The organism is Pigmentiphaga litoralis (assembly GCF_014651835.1).
In the GTDB taxonomy this organism is placed as follows: Bacteria; Pseudomonadota; Gammaproteobacteria; order Burkholderiales; family Burkholderiaceae_B; genus Pigmentiphaga; species Pigmentiphaga litoralis.
Genome location: NZ_BMXQ01000001.1, coordinates 1,325,246 through 1,341,799 on the forward strand (window position 1 = coordinate 1,325,246; position 16,554 = coordinate 1,341,799).

The window sequence follows — 16,554 nt, forward strand, 5'->3', positions numbered from 1 at the left end:
TCGGCGGCTCAGGGCTGGGAAATGTGCCAGTCGCCCGCGCGCCAGGTGACCATCACCCGCGCGTCCGGGCCATACCCCCAATGGTCGGACGGCGTATAGCGCAGCACGCCCTTGGTGGTGACAAGTCCGCCCGCGGCGCCGGTGTTCTCGAGCGCATCACGCAGCGCCGAACGGAACTCGGCCGTGCCCGGTTTGCCCTGCTTGAGTGCAAGCGGCACCACCTGTTGCAGCATGATCCCGATGTCGTAGATGTGCGCGCTGAACTGCGTGCGCGTTTTTGCGCCGTACTTGCTTTCGTAGGCCTGCACGAATTCAAGGGCACGCTTGCGGCCAGGATGGCTTTCGGGCAGCTGTTCGGCGACCTGCTCCGGTCCGGACATCACCTGCGCGCCGTCGGCATCCTTGCCGGCAAGCCGGACGAAGTCGGGCGTGAGCGACGCCGCCGTGTGATAGATCTTGCCGCGATAGCCGCGGTCCTTCAGCGCCTTTTGCGGCAGTGCCGCGCCGCCCCCCACCGCCACCACGAAGACCGCGTCGGGGCGCGCCGCCGAGATTTTCAGGGCCTGGCCTGCGACGCTGGTGTCGGCCCGGGTGAACCGTTCGACCGCGACCACCTTGATGCCCATGCCGGCGGCCTGCTTGTCCAGCGCGACGAGATGGCTTTCGCCGTAGGCGTCCGACAGCCCCAGGAAGCCCAATGTCTTGACGCCCGCGGCCTTCATGGCCAGCAGGATGCCTTCGGTGTAGTACTCGGCGTGCATGACGTCGCGAAACACCCACTTGTCCCGTCCGGGCTGCAGTTCGGCGGGCGACGGCGAAATCTGTACTGTCTGCCCTTCATCGGCTACCTGGGCAATGGCGATGGTGGCGGGCGTATTGGATGCGCCGACGATGACATCGACCTTGTCTTCAATGAAGCGGCGCGCGTTCTTCATGGCGATCGTGGGATCGGCTGCGTCGTCGAGCACGACGACCCGTACCTTTTCTCCGGCGATGGTCTCGGGCCAGAGCGTCAGCGCGTTGCGCGCCGGCAGGCCCAGGGACGCGCCCGGGCCCGTGAGTGCAAGACTGACGCCCACCGTGAGATCGGCGTGGGCGGCGGTGAACGCCAGGGAAAGCGCGAGCGCGAACGATGCCTTGTTGCGGGTTTTCATGAAGTCTCCTCGGGGGTCGGCGGCCGGGGGCTGCCCGATTGCTAAGTGCAATTCATTTGCCTGGCATCTTATTAGCCTGGCTAACAGTTAGTCAATGGTAAAGTCCGCCCTACGGGTTTTGCCTGTTTCGGGCATCCCCTAGCTCGCGCCCTTCTTCTCTGCTTTACCTAGCCCCAGCCTCGATTCAATGCAGAAAGCCAGTCCCTCCGCACGCAAGCGATCCGCCCGCGTGTCCGGCCACGCCAGCAAGACCACGCCCGGCGCGTCCGACGTCGACACAGCCGCGCCCCACCTGGTACCCGAAGATCTGAGCCAGATGTGGGATTCCCTGGGCTACTGCATCAAGCGGGCACAGGTGCGCACATACACCATGCTGTTCGACATGGTCATGGCCGGCGAGATGACACCCGCGCGCATGACGGCGCTGAACATCATTGATACGGATCCGGGCATCAACCAGTCGGCGCTGGCGGCGCGGCTGGGCATCACCGGACCCAGCGTGGTGAAAGTGGTGGATGCACTGGAACGGCTGGGGCTGATCGACCGCCGGCTGACCGAAGGCGATCGGCGCACGCGGTCCTTGTTCCTGACCGACCACGGCGTCAAGGAACTCAAGACATTGCGGGAAAATGCCGCGCGCTACGAAAAGGCGATCTCGAAGAAACTGTCGGCCGACGAACGGCGCACGCTGATTGCCCTGCTGGACAAGGTGGCCGAGCCCTGAGGCATAAGGTGCCCCATGCGAACGCGCGCGGACTGACGCATTGCCGAACAAGGGACCCGCAGGTCCCTTGTTTCATTGCACGCATGCCGCAGAGCAAATCCGGCTATTCGCCCTCGTCCAGCCCCAGATCCTGGATCTTGCGGGTGATCGTGTTCCGCCCGATGCCGAGCTTCAACGCCGCTTCGATCCGCCGGCCGCGCGTGGCGCGCAGCGCGGTGGTGATCAGCATGCTTTCGAACTGGCGCGTGAGCGCCTGCATGATGTCCGGGTCGCCGCGCGACAGGCGCTGCTCGACATCGATCTGCAGGCCGTTGAGCCATTGCGCCGTGCCCCGGTCGCCAGTGGGCAAGCCCATGACGGCGGCGGCATCGGTCGGTGCGGTGCCGGGCAGGTAGCTTGCCGTGCCGGACACCGGACCGCTGCTGCGGTCGGCCATGACCGGGCTGAAGGCCGATGAGCCGCTGTGATCGAAGGCGGACTTGTCGGCACGCAAGGTGCCGCCGTCGGCCAGCACGGCGTCGCGGCTGACCTGGTCCATCAATTCCGGTGGCAGGTCCTGCACGTCCACGGTCTGCGCGGGCGCCATGACGGTCAGCCAGTGGCAGACGTTTTCCAGCTGGCGCACATTGCCCGGGAACGGGAAACGCGCCAATGCCGCCAGTGCCGCGGGCGTGAAGCGTTTGGTGTCGACGCCCAGGTCGCGGGCGCTGCGGGCCAGGAAGTGTTTGGCCAGCAGCGGGATGTCTTCCGACCGTTCGCGCAGCGGTGGCAGGCGCAGCCGGATCACATTCAGGCGATGGAACAAGTCTTCGCGGAACAGGCCCTGCTTGACGCGTTCTTCCAGGTGCTGGTGGGTCGCAGCGATCACACGCACGTTGGTGTGCACCGGGCTGTGGCCGCCCACCCGATAGAAACTCCCATCGGACAACACACGCAGCAGACGGGTCTGCAGTTCGGCTGGCATGTCGCCGATTTCGTCGAGAAACAACGTGCCGCCGTCGGCCTGTTCGAAGCGGCCGCGGCGCATGCTTTGCGCGCCGGTGAAGGCGCCCCGTTCATGGCCGAAGAGTTCGGATTCGAGCAGGTCGCGCGGAATGGCCGCGGTGTTGATCGCAACAAAGGGACCGGCAGCCCGTGCGCTGTGGCGATGCAGGGCGCGCGCAACCAGTTCCTTGCCGCTGCCCGACTCGCCGGTGATCATGACCGTGACCTGCGACTGCGACAGGCGGCCGATGGCGCGGAAGACTTCCTGCATCGCGGGAGCCTGCCCGAGGATCTCGGGCGTGCCGACCAGCGATTCGTCGGCCGACGCTTCTTCACGCAGGCTTTCTTCGACGGCGCGGCGGATCAGCTCGCTGGCGGTGTCGACGTCGAAGGGTTTGGGAAGGTATTCGAAGGCGCCGCCCTGGAAGGCCGAGACGGCGCTTTCCAGGTCGGAGTACGCGGTCATCACGATGACCGGCAGCGCCGGGAAACGCCGCTTGACGGCCTGAAGCAGTTCGATGCCGCTGGCGCCCGGCATCCGGATGTCGGTGACGAGCACCTGGGGCACATCGTCGTTCAGGGCCTCGAGGGCCTCGCGGGCCGTGCCGAAGCTGCGGGTCGGAAGGTTTTCGCGCGCCAAGGCCTTTTCGAGCACCCAGCGGATCGAACGGTCATCATCTACGATCCAGATTGGTTTCATCGCTTGCTTCCGGGGAACGCATCCAGGGGATAGTGCATCTGGCTCTCAATTCAGGGCAACGGCAACAACATCCGGAAATCGGTCATGCCGGGCCGGGTGTCGCATTCGAGCAGGCCTTCGTGCTGTTGAACGAAAGTCTGTGCCAACGTCAGTCCAAGACCGCTGCCTCCTTCGCGTCCGGAGACCAGCGGGTGAAAGATCCGGTCCTGCAATTCCGAAGGAATTCCCGGACCGTTATCCACCACATGCAATTCCAATGCCAGCTTGAAGCGTTGCTTGGCAAGAATGACTTGTCGCGCGACGCGCGTGCGCAAAACGATCTCGGCGTCGCCTTCGGCAATCCGTTCGTGCAGCGCTTCGGCGGCGTTGCGAACGACGTTCAGCACCACCTGGATCAGCTGCGATTTGTCGCCGCGAAATTCCGGCACCGAGGTGTCGTAGTCCCGCACGATGCGCAGGCCGCGCGGATATTCCGCCAGCACCAGCGAACGCACGCGTTCGCACACTTCGTGGATGTTGACGTCGCTGACGATACGGGGCGCGCGATGCGGCACCAGCAGGCGATCCACCAGGGTCTGCAGCCGGTCGGCTTCCTGGATGATGACCTGCGTGTATTCGGTCAAGGACGCGTCGGCCAGCTCGGCCTCGAGCAGTTGCGCCGCGCCGCGCAGGCCGCCCAGCGGGTTCTTGATTTCGTGCGCAAGGTTGCGCAGCAGCTCGCGGTTGGCCTGCGCCTGTTCGAGCAGGCGCTCTTCGCGATCGACCTTGAGCTGTTGCTCGACTTCGCGCAGTTCGACCAGCACGGGCCACGGATGGCCCTGCAGGGCGACGACCGTGGCGGTGACCTGCACCGGTTCGCGGCCGATGCGATCGATCGTCAGCATCTGCCGCTTGTCGGCAAACCGCTGCGAGATCGCTTCCTGGAATGACTTGTAGAGCTCGTCGCCGTCGCGAAAGAAATCGCACAGCGGCATGGCGTACAGCTGGCGCACCGACACCTCGAACAGGTCTTCGGCGGGCGCATTGGCATGGCGTATCAGGCCGTCCTCATCAAGGATCAGCACGGCGCTGCCCAGCATTTCGAAGGCGGAAAAATCGGGACCGGCATGGCCCGATGACGCAGAGGGGTCGAGGCTGTTCATACAATTGAAAACGGGGCGATTGCCCGCCCCGTTTCTCCCTAGTGACTCAATGCCTGCTTACGAGGCGTAGTACATGTCGAACTCGATGGGATGCGTCGTCGTGCGCATGCGCGTGACGTCTTCCATCTTGAGCGCGATGTACGCGTCGATCATTTCCTTGCTGAACACGCCGCCACGAGTCAGGAACTCGTTGTCGTTTTCCAGGGCTTCAAGGGCTTGTTCCAGCGACGAGCAGACGGTCGGGATCTTCGCGTCTTCTTCCGGCGGCAGGTCGTACAGGTTCTTGTCGGCCGGATCGCCAGGGTGGATCTTGTTCTGCACGCCGTCCAGGCCGGCCATCATCAGGGCCGAGAAGGCCAGGTACGGGTTCGCCAGCGGATCCGGGAAGCGCGTTTCGATACGGCGGCCTTTCGGGTTCGCAACGTAAGGAATGCGGATCGAGGCCGAGCGGTTGCGTGCCGAGTAGGCCAGCTTGACCGGGGCTTCGTAGTGCGGGACCAGGCGCTTGTACGAGTTCGTGCCCGGGTTGGTGATGGCGTTCAGCGCGCGAGCGTGCTTGATGATGCCGCCGATGTAGTACAGGGCGAATTCGGACAGGCCGGCGTAGCCGTTGCCGGCGAACAGGTTCTGGCCGTCTTTCCAGATCGACTGGTGGACGTGCATGCCGGAACCGTTGTCGCCAACGATGGGCTTGGGCATGAACGTGGCCGTCTTGCCGTAGGCGGCAGCCACGTTCCAGATCGTGTACTTCATGATCTGGTTCCAGTCGGCGCGCTGAACCAGCGTGCTGAACTTGGTGCCGATTTCGAGCTGGCCAGGGCCGGCGACTTCGTGGTGGTGCACTTCGACCGGCACGCCTTGCTGTTCGAGCAGCAGGCACATTTCCGAACGCAGGTCCTGGAAGGAATCGACCGGCGGGACGGGGAAGTAGCCACCCTTGACGGCCGGGCGATGGCCCATGTTGCCGCCTTCATAGTCGATGCCGGTGGACCACGAGGCCTCTTCCGACTTGACCTTGACGAAGCAGCCGGACATGTCCACGTTCCAGGTCACGCCGTCGAACACGAAGAATTCAGGCTCAGGACCAAAGAACGCGGCGTCGCCCACACCGGAGGACTTCAGATAGGCTTCGGCGCGCTTGGCGATCGAGCGCGGGTCGCGGTCATAACCCTTCATGTCCGATGGTTCGATCACGTCGCAGGTCAGGATCAGGGTGGTTTCTTCGCGGAACGGGTCCAGGCGGGCCGTGCCGGGCTCGGGGATCAGCAGCATGTCGGAGGCTTCAATGCCCTTCCAACCGGCGATCGACGAACCGTCAAAGGCGTGCCCAGTCTCGAACTTGTCTTCGTCCACCTGGTGGGCCGGCACCGAAACGTGCTGCTCTTTGCCGCGGGTGTCGGTGAAGCGGTAATCAACGAACTTGACCTCGTTATCCGCGATCAGTTTGAGGACGTCTTTGGGCGTTGCCATTAGGGCTCCTGATAGTCTCGTAGGGCTTGCCGCCCGGGAAGCATTCCACGGTCGATCAAGCGTAATTGGTCGTGCACGCAGACCGAGCCTGCGACTCGATACTGGACAGTTGCGGTCCTACATAAGCACATTACATGCCAGTAACCGCCGGTAAATCGCGCCCCGGCAAGATGCAGGGCCGCGCCGAATTCTCGCACATTGCGGCGCGGCGGACATGCCGACGCAGCGCACCAATATAGGACATTCCGCAAGAATGTTGGCACACAGTCGGTGCGTTTTTGTGACGAAGCCAAAAATGCACCGACTCAGTGCGCAGGGCCTTCCGCCCGTTTTCGTGCAAGCGTTCTGTCAGGTTTCCGGATCGCCCAGAAACAGTTCCTGCAGATCGTTCAGAAAGCGGGCGCCCAGCGACGTCGCCTTGATGCGTGTCGGGTCCGGATCGAGCAGCCCTTTCCTGACCGCTTGCGCCATTGGGCGGCTGATCACTTGCAGCCCGAGGCCGGTGCGTTCGGTAAAGCTGGCGGTGGGCACCCCGTCCGACAGGCGCAGCGCATTGAGCATGAATTCGAACGGCAGGTCGGCCGGAGGAACGATGCGTGACTCGGCAAGGTGCGTTGCGCCCTCAGTCGGCGCAAGCAGCTGCGCCATCCAGGTGTCCGGGCTGCGCACCCGCGCTTCCCGCAGGATGCGATCGTGGAACGACAGCTTGCCGTGCGCGCCCGGACCGATGCCCAGGTAGTCGCCAAATTCCCAGTAGTTCTGGTTGTGGAAGCAGCGCGCGCCGGGCCTGGCGTAGGCGGACACTTCGTAATGCTCGAAGCCCGCCGCCGTCATGCGGTCTTCGATCACGTCCTGCATCTCGAAGGCCAGATCGTCGTCAGGCAGGATGGGCGGGTATTTGGCAAAGACCGTGTTCGGTTCCATCGTCAGGTGATAGACCGACAGATGCGTGGTGCCGAACGACAGCGCCGTCTCCAGGTCCTGGCGACAGGCGTCCACCGTCTGCCCCGGCAACGCGAACATCAGGTCCAGATTGACGCGCGGAATGAAGCGCTGCGCGATGTCGATGGCCCTGCGGGCCTCGTTGCCATCGTGGATGCGTCCCAGCGCCTTCAGGCTGGCGTCGTCGAAGCTCTGGATTCCCAGCGAGATCCGGTTGACGCCACTGGCGGCATAGGCCTGGAAGCGCCCGGCTTCCACCGTACCCGGATTGGCTTCCAGGGTGATTTCTGCGTCGGGCAACAGCGGCAGCCGCGAGCGGATCATGGCAAGCATGGCGTCGACCGTCTCTGCCGACAACATGCTGGGCGTGCCGCCGCCAATGAACACGGACACGACCTTGCGCCCCCACACCAGCGGCAAGCTTTGATCCAGATCGGCCGCAAGCGCTTCCAGATAGCGCGCCTCGGGCAGCGTGTCGGGCGCGGCGTGGGAATTGAAGTCGCAATACGGGCACTTGCGCACGCACCATGGCACGTGCACGTACAGGGCCAGCGGCGGCAGGCTCGTCAGGATGGTCTGGCCGGGCGTCGCAAACGGCATGGCCAGCTTGGGCTTGGGCGCCGCCTGGTTGGCGACGCGGATCGGGATGGTGATGGGCATGGTCAGGACCGGAATGGGTTGAGGGCTGGCACCGTCAGAAGGTGTCCAGCTTGTCCATCAACACGGCCAAGGCTTGCGCACGATGGCTGACCCGGTTCTTTTCTTCGGACGTCAGTTCCGCCGCGGTCTTGCCGAGCCTGGGCAACAGGAAATGCGCGTCATAGCCGAAGCCGCCCTCGCCGCGCGGCTCCGCGACGATCTCGCCCCACCACAGGCCTTCGCCGATCAGCGGTTGCGGATCGTCGGCGCTGCGCACCAGCACCAGCGCGGCGTAGTAGTAGGCGCGCCGGTCGGTAGCGTCTTTCAGGCGGTCGATCAGCAGCGCGTTGTTCGCGGCGTCGGATTTTTCGCCGCCGTTGGCCATGGCGGCAAAGCGCGCCGAGTAGACGCCGGGCGCGCCGCCCAAGGCGACCACACAGACGCCCGAATCGTCGGCCAGCGCCGGCAGGCCGGTGATGCGGCTGGCGTGCCGCGCCTTAGCCAGGGCGTTTTCGATGAAGGTGACGTGCGGCTCTTCGGCTTCAGGCACACCCAGGCTGCCCTGGTTGACGACGTCGAAGCCCTTCTGCGACAGGAGCCTGGAAAATTCACGGAGCTTGCCGGCGTTGTTGGACGCCAGAACCAGTTTTGTCATGGGTGTTCCTGATGCTTGATGCTTGATGCTTGATGCTTGATGCTTGATGCGTGATGCGTGGTGCTTGGTGCTTGGTGCTTGGTGCTTGGCGCGTTCAGTTCAGGCGGCCGGCGTGGCGGCGGCCAGCGCCGCGCGCTGCATGGCCACGATCTCGGCAATGCCGGCCTGCGCCAGGTCCAGCAGCGCGTTCATGTCGCTGCGTGTGAACGGGGCGCCTTCGGCCGTGCCCTGCACTTCCACGAAATCGCCGCTGCCGGTCATGACGACATTCATGTCGGTCTCGCATTGCGAGTCTTCGTCGTAATCCAGGTCCAGCACCGGCTCGCCCTTGTACATGCCGACCGAGACGGCGGCCACGTGATCGATGATCGGCGACTCGGCCAGCAGACCCTGCGCCATCAGCACATTGACTGCGTCCTGCGCGGCCACGAACGCGCCGGTGATGCTGGCGCAGCGCGTGCCGCCGTCAGCCTGGATCACGTCGCAGTCCAGGTGCAGGGTGCGCTCCCCCAACTTTTTCATGTCGAACACGGCGCGCACGCTGCGGCCGATCAGGCGCTGGATTTCCTGCGTGCGGCCCGTCTGCTTGCCCTTGGCCGCTTCACGCGATCCGCGGGTATGCGTGGCGCGCGGCAGCATGCCGTATTCGGCGGTGACCCAGCCTTCGCCCTTGCCCTTCAGGAAAGGCGGCACTTTTTCTTCGATGCTGGCTGTGCAGATGACCTGCGTATTGCCGAACGTCACCAGCACCGAGCCTTCTGCGTAACGGGTAAAGCCGCGGCGGATTTCCACGGCGCGCAGGGCGTTGGCGGCGCGTTCGGAAGGACGGCTCCAGGTCAGGATCGGCAGGTCGGTCATGAGGGGAAAACTCCAGATAGGCAATGGCGGCGGACGCGATGCGTCGGCAATCCGCCATTGTACGGGTGGCGCGGTGGCACGCCGGTGCATCGGGCCGTGCCATGCTTGGCTGGCCAGACAAGGTCGGCCAGCCGATGCCGGCCGTCACGGTGCCGCTTTCGGAGTGTCGGCCTTATCATGGCAGCTGGCCCCGACCACCCAGCTGCCGCACCGCCGGCACCGCTGGTCGGCCACGACTCTTTTTTCAGGCAGACACCGATGCTACGCAGCATGACCGCCTTTGGCGCCGCGCGCGCCGATACCGAACAGGGTTCCCTGTCGCTGGAACTACGCGGCGTCAACAGCCGCTTCCTGGACCTGCACTTTCGTATGCCCGACGAACTGCGGCACATCGAAGCGCCACTGCGCGATCTGCTGACGCGCTCGATTGCGCGCGGCAAGATCGAAGTGCGCGCCGGCATCCAGCGCCGTGTCCGCAACGACCCCGAAGCGCTCAACATGGCCGCGCTCGAGCAGGCCGCCGCCCTGTTTCGCAAGGTGCAGGCCGTGGTGCCCGACGCCGCCCCGCCGCGCCTGTCGGACCTGCTCAGCTGGCCTGGCGTGCAGGGCACCGAAGAATCCGAAGACACCTGGCGCGACGCCGCCATGACCGCCGCGCGCGACGCCCTTGCCCAGCTGCACGCTGCCCGCGAACGCGAAGGCGAGCGCCTGGCCGGCATGATCCTGGACCGCGCCGTTCAGGTGGAAGACATCGTCAAACAGGTCGACCTGCGCATGCCGCAACTGGTGGCCGACTATCGCGACAAGCTCGCCCGCAAGCTGCGCGACAGCGTCGAGACCGCCTTTCCGTCCGGCTTCCAGGCGATCACGGGCGCGGAACTGTCGGAACGGCTGGCGCATGAAGCGACGTTGTTCGGGCTGCGCATCGACGTGGCCGAAGAGCTGTCGCGGCTGCATTCGCACCTGGCGGAATTGCGCCAGCTGGTCGGCGGCAAGGCGGGTGGGAAGGCAGACAAGGGCAGCGCCGGAAAACGGCTGGACTTCCTGTTCCAGGAAATGAATCGCGAGGCCAACACGCTGGGGTCCAAGGCGGGTGGGCTCGAAGTGACGCGCGCGGCCATGGATCTGAAGCTGCTGATCGAGCAGATGCGGGAGCAGGCGCAGAACATCGAGTGATGCTTGCGCGCGTGCTCGGGTGGCGTAGCAACGCTGTGGTAATTCCGGCAGGTTCACCGCATTCGGTGCCGCGCTCCTTCCCGCTGCGGTGAATATGCGGTCTAATCACCGCATGGAACGCGGAGAATACCTCTATCTTTGGCAGGCCCCCGACTGGCCGCAGTGGCGCTATCGGCTGCCTGAACTCGTCCAGTCGCTTGCCGATGTCAGTCGTGCACAAGGCGTGTTGCTGGGTCGCCTGGCTGACGCGGGCATGGCGCTGCGTGACGAGGCCAGCCTGGTCGCACTGACCGATGACGTCGTGAAAACCAGCGAGATCGAAGGCGAAGTCCTCAGCGTTGCGTCCGTCCGTTCGTCTATCGCCCGCCGCCTTGGACTCGATATCGGCGCCGTAGCGCCAGTGGACCGGCACGTCGAAGGCATTGTTGAAATGGTACTCGACGCCACGTCGTCCCGTGCCAAGCCACTGACCGCCGACCGGCTTTTCGGGTGGCATGCGGCGCTCTTTCCCACGGGGTATTCCGGCATGTCGCCCATTGCCGTGGCGCGTTGGCGCGACGATGCCAGCGGGCCGATGCAGGTCGTTTCCGGATCCGTCACGCGTAGCGTCGTGCACTTTCAGGCGCCGCCCGCACCTACGCTGCCGGCCGAGGTCTCGCGTTTCCTGTCCTGGGCAAACGCGGACACCGGCGAACCTGCCTTGCTCAAGGCCGGTCTTGCGCATCTGTGGTTCGTGACGCTGCATCCCTTCGATGATGGCAACGGACGGATCGCACGCGCCGTCGGCGACTTGTTCCTGGCGCGTGCCGATGGCGCCGATCAGCGCTTCTACAGCCTGTCGGCGCAGATCCAGCGCGAACGCAAGGCGTACTACGACATTCTCGAGCGCACGCAAAAGGGAACGATGGACGTGACGGCGTGGCTGGCGTGGTTCCTTGGCGCGCTTAACCGCGCGATCGGCAGCGCGCAATTGACGCTCGACAGCGTGCTGGCCAAGTCCCGTTTCTGGCAGCGTTGGGCCGGCACGCCAATGAATGCGCGTCAGATCAAGCTGGTGAATCGCCTGCTCGATGGCTTTGACGGCAAGCTTACGAGCAGCAAGTGGGCGGCGATGGGCAAGACCTCCGCGGATACGGCGTTGCGCGACATCACCCAGTTGGTGGCCTTGGGTGTGCTGAAGAAGTTGGAAGGTGGCGGACGCAGCACGTCCTACCAGCTTGCAGACGAATGACGGCGTTTCGCGTTATGTTGCGCGTTGACTGCGGGTGAAACCCGCGAAGGAAACTTGTCCCCCATGCACTATTCCCGCGCCTTGAGCATTGCCGACCTGGCCGAGATCGCTCGCCGCCGCTTGCCCCCGAGCCTGTACGGCTATGTGAGCGGGGGCAGCGAAGACCAGTCTTCGCTGGTCGCCAACCGGCTCGCGTTCGACCGCTGGCGGTTCGTGACGCATTCCTTGGTCGACGTGTCCCAGCGGTCCCAAGCAGTGGAGATTTTCGGGACGCGTTACGACATGCCGCTGGGCGTTGCGCCGATGGGTGTGACGGGGTTGTGCGCGTTCGAGGGCGATCTGGCGATGGCCCGCGCGGCCGCACGGATGAAGGTGCCGTTCGTGCTGAGCGGCGCGTCGACGGTGGCGCTGGAGCGGGTGATGCAGGCGGCGCCGGACTCGTGGTTCCAGGCCTATATCCCGGCGCAGCAGGACGTGATCGGCCCGCTGCTCAGCCGGTTGCGGTCCGCTCAGGTCAAGGTGCTGGTCGTGACCGTGGACGTGCCGATCGCCTCGACGCGCGAAAACGAATTGCGCAATGACTTTCGCCTGCCCTTGAAGCTGACGCCGCGCCTGATGGCGGGGGGCGCGCTGCGGCCGCGGTGGTTGCTGCAGACCTTTGCGCAGACACTGCTGCGGGGCGGCGTGCCCCGTTTCGAGAACTTCACTGCCACGCGTGGCGGACGCATCATCGATGCGCCCACGGTGGACCATCGGGCCGGGCGGGCGTCGATGCGGTGGGAGACCATCGCGTGGATCCGCGAGCAATGGGCCGGGAAGCTGGTGATCAAGGGGTTGCTGCGGGCAGGCGACGCACGCCAGGCGCAGGCGCTGGGGTGTGACGGTGTGATCGTCTCGAATCACGGCGGGCGTCAGCTGGACGGTGCGGTCGCGACGCTCGACGCCTTGCCGGCGATGGTCGCCGCGGCGCCGGGGCTGACGGTGATGCTGGATGGCGGCGTGCGCCGGGGTACCGATGTGCTCAAGGCGATGGCGCTGGGCGCGGCGTGTGTATTCGTCGGACGGCCTGCCATGTACGGGCTGGCGGCGGGCGGCGAAGACGGCGCGGTCCGCGCGTTGGAATTGCTGCGCAAAGAGATCGATGTGGACCTGGCGCTGCTGGGATGTCCTGACGTTGCCGGCCTGGGGCCGACTTATCTGGTGCGTGAGGGCGATCTGCCGGGGATGTGAAGCCAGGCGCGTTTTCAGGCAAGTCACCGCCGAAGGCACGCGCCGCCAGAAGCCCATGGCGCCGAATGCAAGACGCCGCCGACGGCCGCGCCCGGCGTCCCCCTCAGACAGGCGCCTTATCCACCACGGTGGCGCTGCTTGCAAAGGCCGGTGCAGCAGGAAAACCGCCCGACTTGCGCCGCTCCACGCTTTCCACGAAGTGGCCCCACGGGCTCCATGCCGCGTCGTCCTGCGCCGCGCGGATACACACCTGGCATTCGTTCCACGCTTCTTCAAGCTGATCCGCGAAGCGCCACGCCAGCATCGACGGATCCCGCATCCTGGCAATGACGATCTGCGCCGCCATGTCGATGCCGACGGTGTTGACCGCATGGGTCAGCCGGTCGGGACAGCCTGCGGTCACGAAGTGATAGGGCTGCAGGATGATCTCGATAAGCTGGTCCAGGTGCGCGCGTTTGCGCGATGGATCGTCCAGCGACTGCAGCATGGCAGCCAGCCAGCCGGTCTCGGACGCCTCGCTTGCCACGCGCTGGCGATCCAGCCACTCGCCCGCCGCGACGTAGTCATCAGGCGCGCAGACTGCCTGTTGCATCTCGCCCACGCGGGTCCACCGGTCGTACACCCGCTGTGCCTCGTCCGCCACGGCATGCAGGTCTTGCGGGAACAGAATGGGGCGCAGTTCGTCTGGCAGACGGGATGATCCGCCCGACCCGACATAGTCCGTGAACGAGGCCGCGAGCGCGCGGTTGAACGCAAACAGTGCGGTCACGCAATCGTCGGACTGGCCCTTGTCGGCAAAGTACGGCGCGGCCGATACCGAGAGCCTGAGGGCGCCGATGCGCTGCCCCACGTCTTTTGACCGGTCGAACAACTGGTGAAAGGGCTCGGCGTCGACGTCGAGCAGCGTAGCCTCGGCAACAGCGTCCTGCGCCATGACCGACAGGCCGCGGGCCTGCGTCATCAGTTCGCCCAGCTGATCCAGTGTGCGGCGCGTGGTTGCCCCGAGCACACTGTCGGCGTTCATGGCGGTCAGCCATCGCTCGTGGTCCGCGCGCGACCACCCATCGGCACGCGCGCCGGACGGGAGCCCGCCCACGGTTCGATCTTGGCCGGCCGATGCGCCTGCCAGGCTGCCCTCCGCCATGGATGCGTCGGCGCCAGGCGTCGGGACCGCATCGGTGCGCGCGGTGTCATGCGGGGGCGACGGGTTTCGCGTCGTCTCGGCGATGGCCCAGGCAATGGCATTCGCGGCCTTGATCAGACAGCCACCCAGAATCAGGGCGACGAGCAGAGCGGTTATCCAGGACATGCTTGAGCCTTATGGCGTGGGAAAGCAGTGGGCGCAAAAGCGCGGAACGAAGGATGGCACCGCAGCAAGGCAGCGGACCGAACACCCGCATGAACCACCCTGCGGTGCAGAAGAAAGTCGGAAAATCGTATTAACGTACGGGCCCGGCATGAAGCGTTCGAATGGGACGTCATGCCGCCCTGCCCTGCGCCGCCAGCTCGCTTTCCAGCCACGCGATGAACTGCCGTGCTTCGGGTCCTGCCCCCGGCGAGACGCAGTAGTAGTAACGCTGCAGGGGCATCCTGAACGCGGGCAAGGGCGACACCAGTCGCCCGGTAGCCAGGTCGTTGCCCGCCAGCGACGCGGGGCACAAAGCGATGCCCAGTCCATCGACAGCGGCCTGCAGCACGAAATGCAGATGGTCGAACTGCAAGGTGCCGGCCGGCTTGACGCGGGCCAGACCCACATACCGCTGCCAGTCAGGCCAGTCGTCTTTCCGGGTCTTGGCCGACAGCAGCACGTGGCGGCGAATGGCATGGACGTCGGCAATGGGCAGCGTGCGCAGCAAGGCAGGCGCAGCAACGACATGCACGTCGTCCTCCAGAAAGGGCTGCAGCGCCAGGTCCGCCGGCCACCCCTTCAGCCCACGGCGGATGGCCACATCGAAACTGTCGGCGGCCTTGTCGGGCGACAAGGTGCTGGTGATGACTTGCGGTTCGATGCCAGGGCAGCGTTCGACAAAACCCGGCAGCCGCGGGATCAGCCAGCGCACCGCGAACGACGGCCGCACGTTGATCCGCACCGCGCGTTCGGGCGGCCGGGCAGTAAAGGCCTGCGCCGCGGCGCCGATCTGGTCCAGGGCGCCGCCTACTTCGGAGTAGAAACGCTGCCCGGCGGCGGTCAGCATTACCTGCCGCGTCAGGCGTTCGAACAGCAGGACTCCCAGATAGTCTTCCAGCGTCTTGACCTGCCGGCTGACCGCGCTATGCGTCACACACAATTCGTCGGCCGCGCGGGTAAAGCTCAGGTGACGGGCTGCGACGACGAAGGCGCGTATGGCGTTGAGGGGAGGCAGGCGCGCGGGCATGTGTGCAATATTCTCACAGGTCGAGCACGGCAATGTCGTTTGTCAGCACCACCGTCGCGCGCGCACCCTCTTTCCGATGAATCTTCTTTCTCCCCTTCCCGCCGACCGCCATTCACGCTACGCCGCGATCGCCCTGGCGCTGTCCCTGCCGGCCGACGTGCTGCTGTACCTGCTGCTTCCCATGTACGCCGACGATTTCGGCATCTCCCTGGCCGAGGCGGGTGGCCTGCTTGCCGCCAACCGCCTGGTGCGGATTGCCGGGTATGGCGCGGTCGCGCGCTTCTATGCCAGGCACGGCGACCGCATCACGTGCTCGATCGCCGTGGTCGTGGCTGCTTTTTGCGCATACGGCAATAGTGTCCTGTCTGGGTTCTGGGCCTTGCTGGTGCTGCGGCTGGCATGGGGCCTGTGCTTTGCCGCCCTGAACCTGTCGACGCAAGCCTTGGCGACGGTCGACGTGCAGGGCGCCGCGCAGCGCACCGGCGCATCGCGCGCATGGATCGCGCTGGGGCCGGTCATCGCACTGCCTGCCGGGGCATGGATGACGCTGCATCACGGCCCGCGCGTCATCTTCGTGATCCTGGCGGGGGTGGCGTTGCTGGGGCTGCTGGCGACCCGCCTGCTGCCTTCGGGGGGCCATGCGGGGCCGCGCCCCGGCCGCCGGCGCATCCGCTGGCCGGACCGCCTGAACGTCTGGAGTTTTGTCGAAGGCCTGACCCTGGACGGGCTGTTCATTCTGGGCCTGGGATTTCTCGGCAAGGACCTGCTGCCCGGGCAGGCCGTGCTGGTGGCGGGACTGCTGCTTGCCTTGCGCTATCTGTCGGAAATGCTGCTGGCCCCGGTCGGCGGCCGGCTGGCCGATCGGCATGGCGCCCTGCGGCTGCTGGTGGCCATGTCGCTGGCCACGTCGGGCGCATTGGCCGCCTTTGGCGCCGGTTGGCTGTGGAGCGCGGCGGCGGTCATCGTGGTACTGCGCGCCCTGCAACTGCCGCTGGTTGCGCCGCTGGTCATGGCCCGCTACCCCGGCCCCGCCCGCCTGCCTGCCCTGGCTTCACAGGCGATCTGGCGTGACATTGGCGCAGGCGCCGGCCCCCTGATCGCAGGCTTGTTGCTGGCGCGCGTGCCCGCCATGGCGCTGTATGGCGCGGCGGCCATCACGCTGGCGATGGCCGCGCTGGCCCTGGTCACCCGGCAGGGCGCCGACGCCGAGCGGCGGGCGCCTGCCGCTTCTGACTCAGCGTGATGGCACCCCGATCCAGGCGTAGTCATCCAAA

Annotated in this window: 14 protein-coding genes; 5 read left to right on the plus strand and 9 right to left on the minus strand. The window is 65.7% G+C overall.

What is annotated here, in order from left to right; all coding sequences use genetic code 11:
* Positions 1–8 precede the first annotated feature (8 nt).
* On the minus strand, positions 9–1,154 hold the full coding sequence (locus tag IE116_RS05825; RefSeq protein WP_189610610.1) for an ABC transporter substrate-binding protein: 1,146 nt from the start codon (positions 1,152–1,154) through the stop codon (positions 9–11).
* 187 nt (positions 1,155–1,341) lie between these two features.
* Here IE116_RS05825 and IE116_RS05830 point away from each other — a divergent pair, with 187 nt between their 5' ends.
* Positions 1,342–1,878 carry a MarR family winged helix-turn-helix transcriptional regulator gene (locus IE116_RS05830; protein WP_189610611.1) on the plus strand — a complete coding sequence of 179 codons (537 nt, stop codon included), beginning with the start codon at positions 1,342–1,344 and terminating at the stop codon, positions 1,876–1,878.
* 103 nt (positions 1,879–1,981) lie between these two features.
* Here the strand turns inward: IE116_RS05830 and ntrC are convergent, their stop codons facing one another.
* The 6 genes from ntrC to rph form a co-directional block, all read right to left on the minus strand.
* Positions 1,982–3,562 (minus strand): nitrogen regulation protein NR(I), encoded by a 1,581-nt coding sequence (gene ntrC, locus IE116_RS05835; RefSeq protein ID WP_189610613.1) that lies wholly within the window; start codon positions 3,560–3,562, stop codon positions 1,982–1,984.
* Between the two features lie 50 nt (positions 3,563–3,612).
* Complete coding sequence (gene glnL, locus IE116_RS05840) at positions 3,613–4,704, minus strand: nitrogen regulation protein NR(II) (protein ID WP_229828014.1); 1,092 nt, start codon at positions 4,702–4,704, stop codon at positions 3,613–3,615.
* Between the two features lie 57 nt (positions 4,705–4,761).
* Complete coding sequence (glnA, locus tag IE116_RS05845; protein WP_189610614.1) at positions 4,762–6,174, minus strand: type I glutamate--ammonia ligase; 1,413 nt, start codon at positions 6,172–6,174, stop codon at positions 4,762–4,764.
* A gap of 348 nt (positions 6,175–6,522) precedes the next feature.
* On the minus strand, positions 6,523–7,776 hold the full coding sequence (hemW, locus tag IE116_RS05850) for a radical SAM family heme chaperone HemW (RefSeq protein ID WP_189610616.1): 1,254 nt from the start codon (positions 7,774–7,776) through the stop codon (positions 6,523–6,525).
* 34 nt (positions 7,777–7,810) lie between these two features.
* Positions 7,811–8,410, minus strand: coding sequence for an RdgB/HAM1 family non-canonical purine NTP pyrophosphatase (gene rdgB, locus IE116_RS05855; RefSeq protein WP_189610618.1), 600 nt, complete (start codon positions 8,408–8,410; stop codon positions 7,811–7,813).
* Positions 8,411–8,509: 99 nt separating this feature from the next.
* Positions 8,510–9,268 (minus strand): ribonuclease PH, encoded by a 759-nt coding sequence (gene rph, locus IE116_RS05860; RefSeq protein ID WP_189610620.1) that lies wholly within the window; start codon positions 9,266–9,268, stop codon positions 8,510–8,512.
* 258 nt (positions 9,269–9,526) lie between these two features.
* On the opposite strand from rph, the gene IE116_RS05865 reads away from it, so the two are divergent.
* From IE116_RS05865 to IE116_RS05875, 3 genes are all read left to right on the plus strand, one after another.
* On the plus strand, positions 9,527–10,444 hold the full coding sequence (locus tag IE116_RS05865; RefSeq protein ID WP_189610621.1) for a YicC/YloC family endoribonuclease: 918 nt from the start codon (positions 9,527–9,529) through the stop codon (positions 10,442–10,444).
* 112 nt (positions 10,445–10,556) lie between these two features.
* Positions 10,557–11,675: a Fic family protein gene (locus IE116_RS05870; protein WP_189610623.1), complete on the plus strand. Its 1,119-nt coding sequence runs from the start codon at positions 10,557–10,559 to the stop codon at positions 11,673–11,675.
* A 63-nt stretch (positions 11,676–11,738) separates the two neighbouring features.
* On the plus strand, positions 11,739–12,905 hold the full coding sequence (locus tag IE116_RS05875; RefSeq protein WP_189610625.1) for an alpha-hydroxy acid oxidase: 1,167 nt from the start codon (positions 11,739–11,741) through the stop codon (positions 12,903–12,905).
* 103 nt (positions 12,906–13,008) lie between these two features.
* Here IE116_RS05875 and IE116_RS05880 read toward each other — a convergent pair whose 3' ends face one another.
* Both IE116_RS05880 and IE116_RS05885 read right to left on the minus strand, forming a co-directional pair.
* Positions 13,009–14,214, minus strand: coding sequence for a hypothetical protein (locus IE116_RS05880; protein ID WP_189610627.1), 1,206 nt, complete (start codon positions 14,212–14,214; stop codon positions 13,009–13,011).
* A gap of 169 nt (positions 14,215–14,383) precedes the next feature.
* On the minus strand, positions 14,384–15,280 hold the full coding sequence (locus IE116_RS05885; RefSeq protein ID WP_189610629.1) for a LysR substrate-binding domain-containing protein: 897 nt from the start codon (positions 15,278–15,280) through the stop codon (positions 14,384–14,386).
* Between the two features lie 76 nt (positions 15,281–15,356).
* Here IE116_RS05885 and IE116_RS05890 point away from each other — a divergent pair, with 76 nt between their 5' ends.
* A complete protein-coding gene (locus IE116_RS05890; protein ID WP_189610631.1) occupies positions 15,357–16,523 on the plus strand; it encodes an MFS transporter in 1,167 nt (388 codons plus the stop codon).
* Positions 16,524–16,554 lie beyond the last annotated feature (31 nt).

Coding starts and splice junctions, on each gene's coding strand:
- IE116_RS05865 (WP_189610621.1), top strand. CDS start 9,527: ATGCTACGCAGCATGACCGCCTTTGGCGCCGCGCGCGCCGATACCGAA.
- IE116_RS05870 (WP_189610623.1), top strand. CDS start 10,557: ATGGAACGCGGAGAATACCTCTATCTTTGGCAGGCCCCCGACTGGCCG.
- glnL (WP_229828014.1), bottom strand. CDS start 4,704: ATGAACAGCCTCGACCCCTCTGCGTCATCGGGCCATGCCGGTCCCGAT.
- IE116_RS05890 (WP_189610631.1), top strand. CDS start 15,357: ATGAATCTTCTTTCTCCCCTTCCCGCCGACCGCCATTCACGCTACGCC.
- glnA (WP_189610614.1), bottom strand. CDS start 6,174: ATGGCAACGCCCAAAGACGTCCTCAAACTGATCGCGGATAACGAGGTC.
- IE116_RS05885 (WP_189610629.1), bottom strand. CDS start 15,280: ATGCCCGCGCGCCTGCCTCCCCTCAACGCCATACGCGCCTTCGTCGTC.
- IE116_RS05830 (WP_189610611.1), top strand. CDS start 1,342: ATGCAGAAAGCCAGTCCCTCCGCACGCAAGCGATCCGCCCGCGTGTCC.
- rdgB (WP_189610618.1), bottom strand. CDS start 8,410: ATGACAAAACTGGTTCTGGCGTCCAACAACGCCGGCAAGCTCCGTGAA.
- ntrC (WP_189610613.1), bottom strand. CDS start 3,562: ATGAAACCAATCTGGATCGTAGATGATGACCGTTCGATCCGCTGGGTG.
- IE116_RS05880 (WP_189610627.1), bottom strand. CDS start 14,214: ATGTCCTGGATAACCGCTCTGCTCGTCGCCCTGATTCTGGGTGGCTGT.
- hemW (WP_189610616.1), bottom strand. CDS start 7,776: ATGCCCATCACCATCCCGATCCGCGTCGCCAACCAGGCGGCGCCCAAG.
- IE116_RS05825 (WP_189610610.1), bottom strand. CDS start 1,154: ATGAAAACCCGCAACAAGGCATCGTTCGCGCTCGCGCTTTCCCTGGCG.
- rph (WP_189610620.1), bottom strand. CDS start 9,268: ATGACCGACCTGCCGATCCTGACCTGGAGCCGTCCTTCCGAACGCGCC.
- IE116_RS05875 (WP_189610625.1), top strand. CDS start 11,739: ATGCACTATTCCCGCGCCTTGAGCATTGCCGACCTGGCCGAGATCGCT.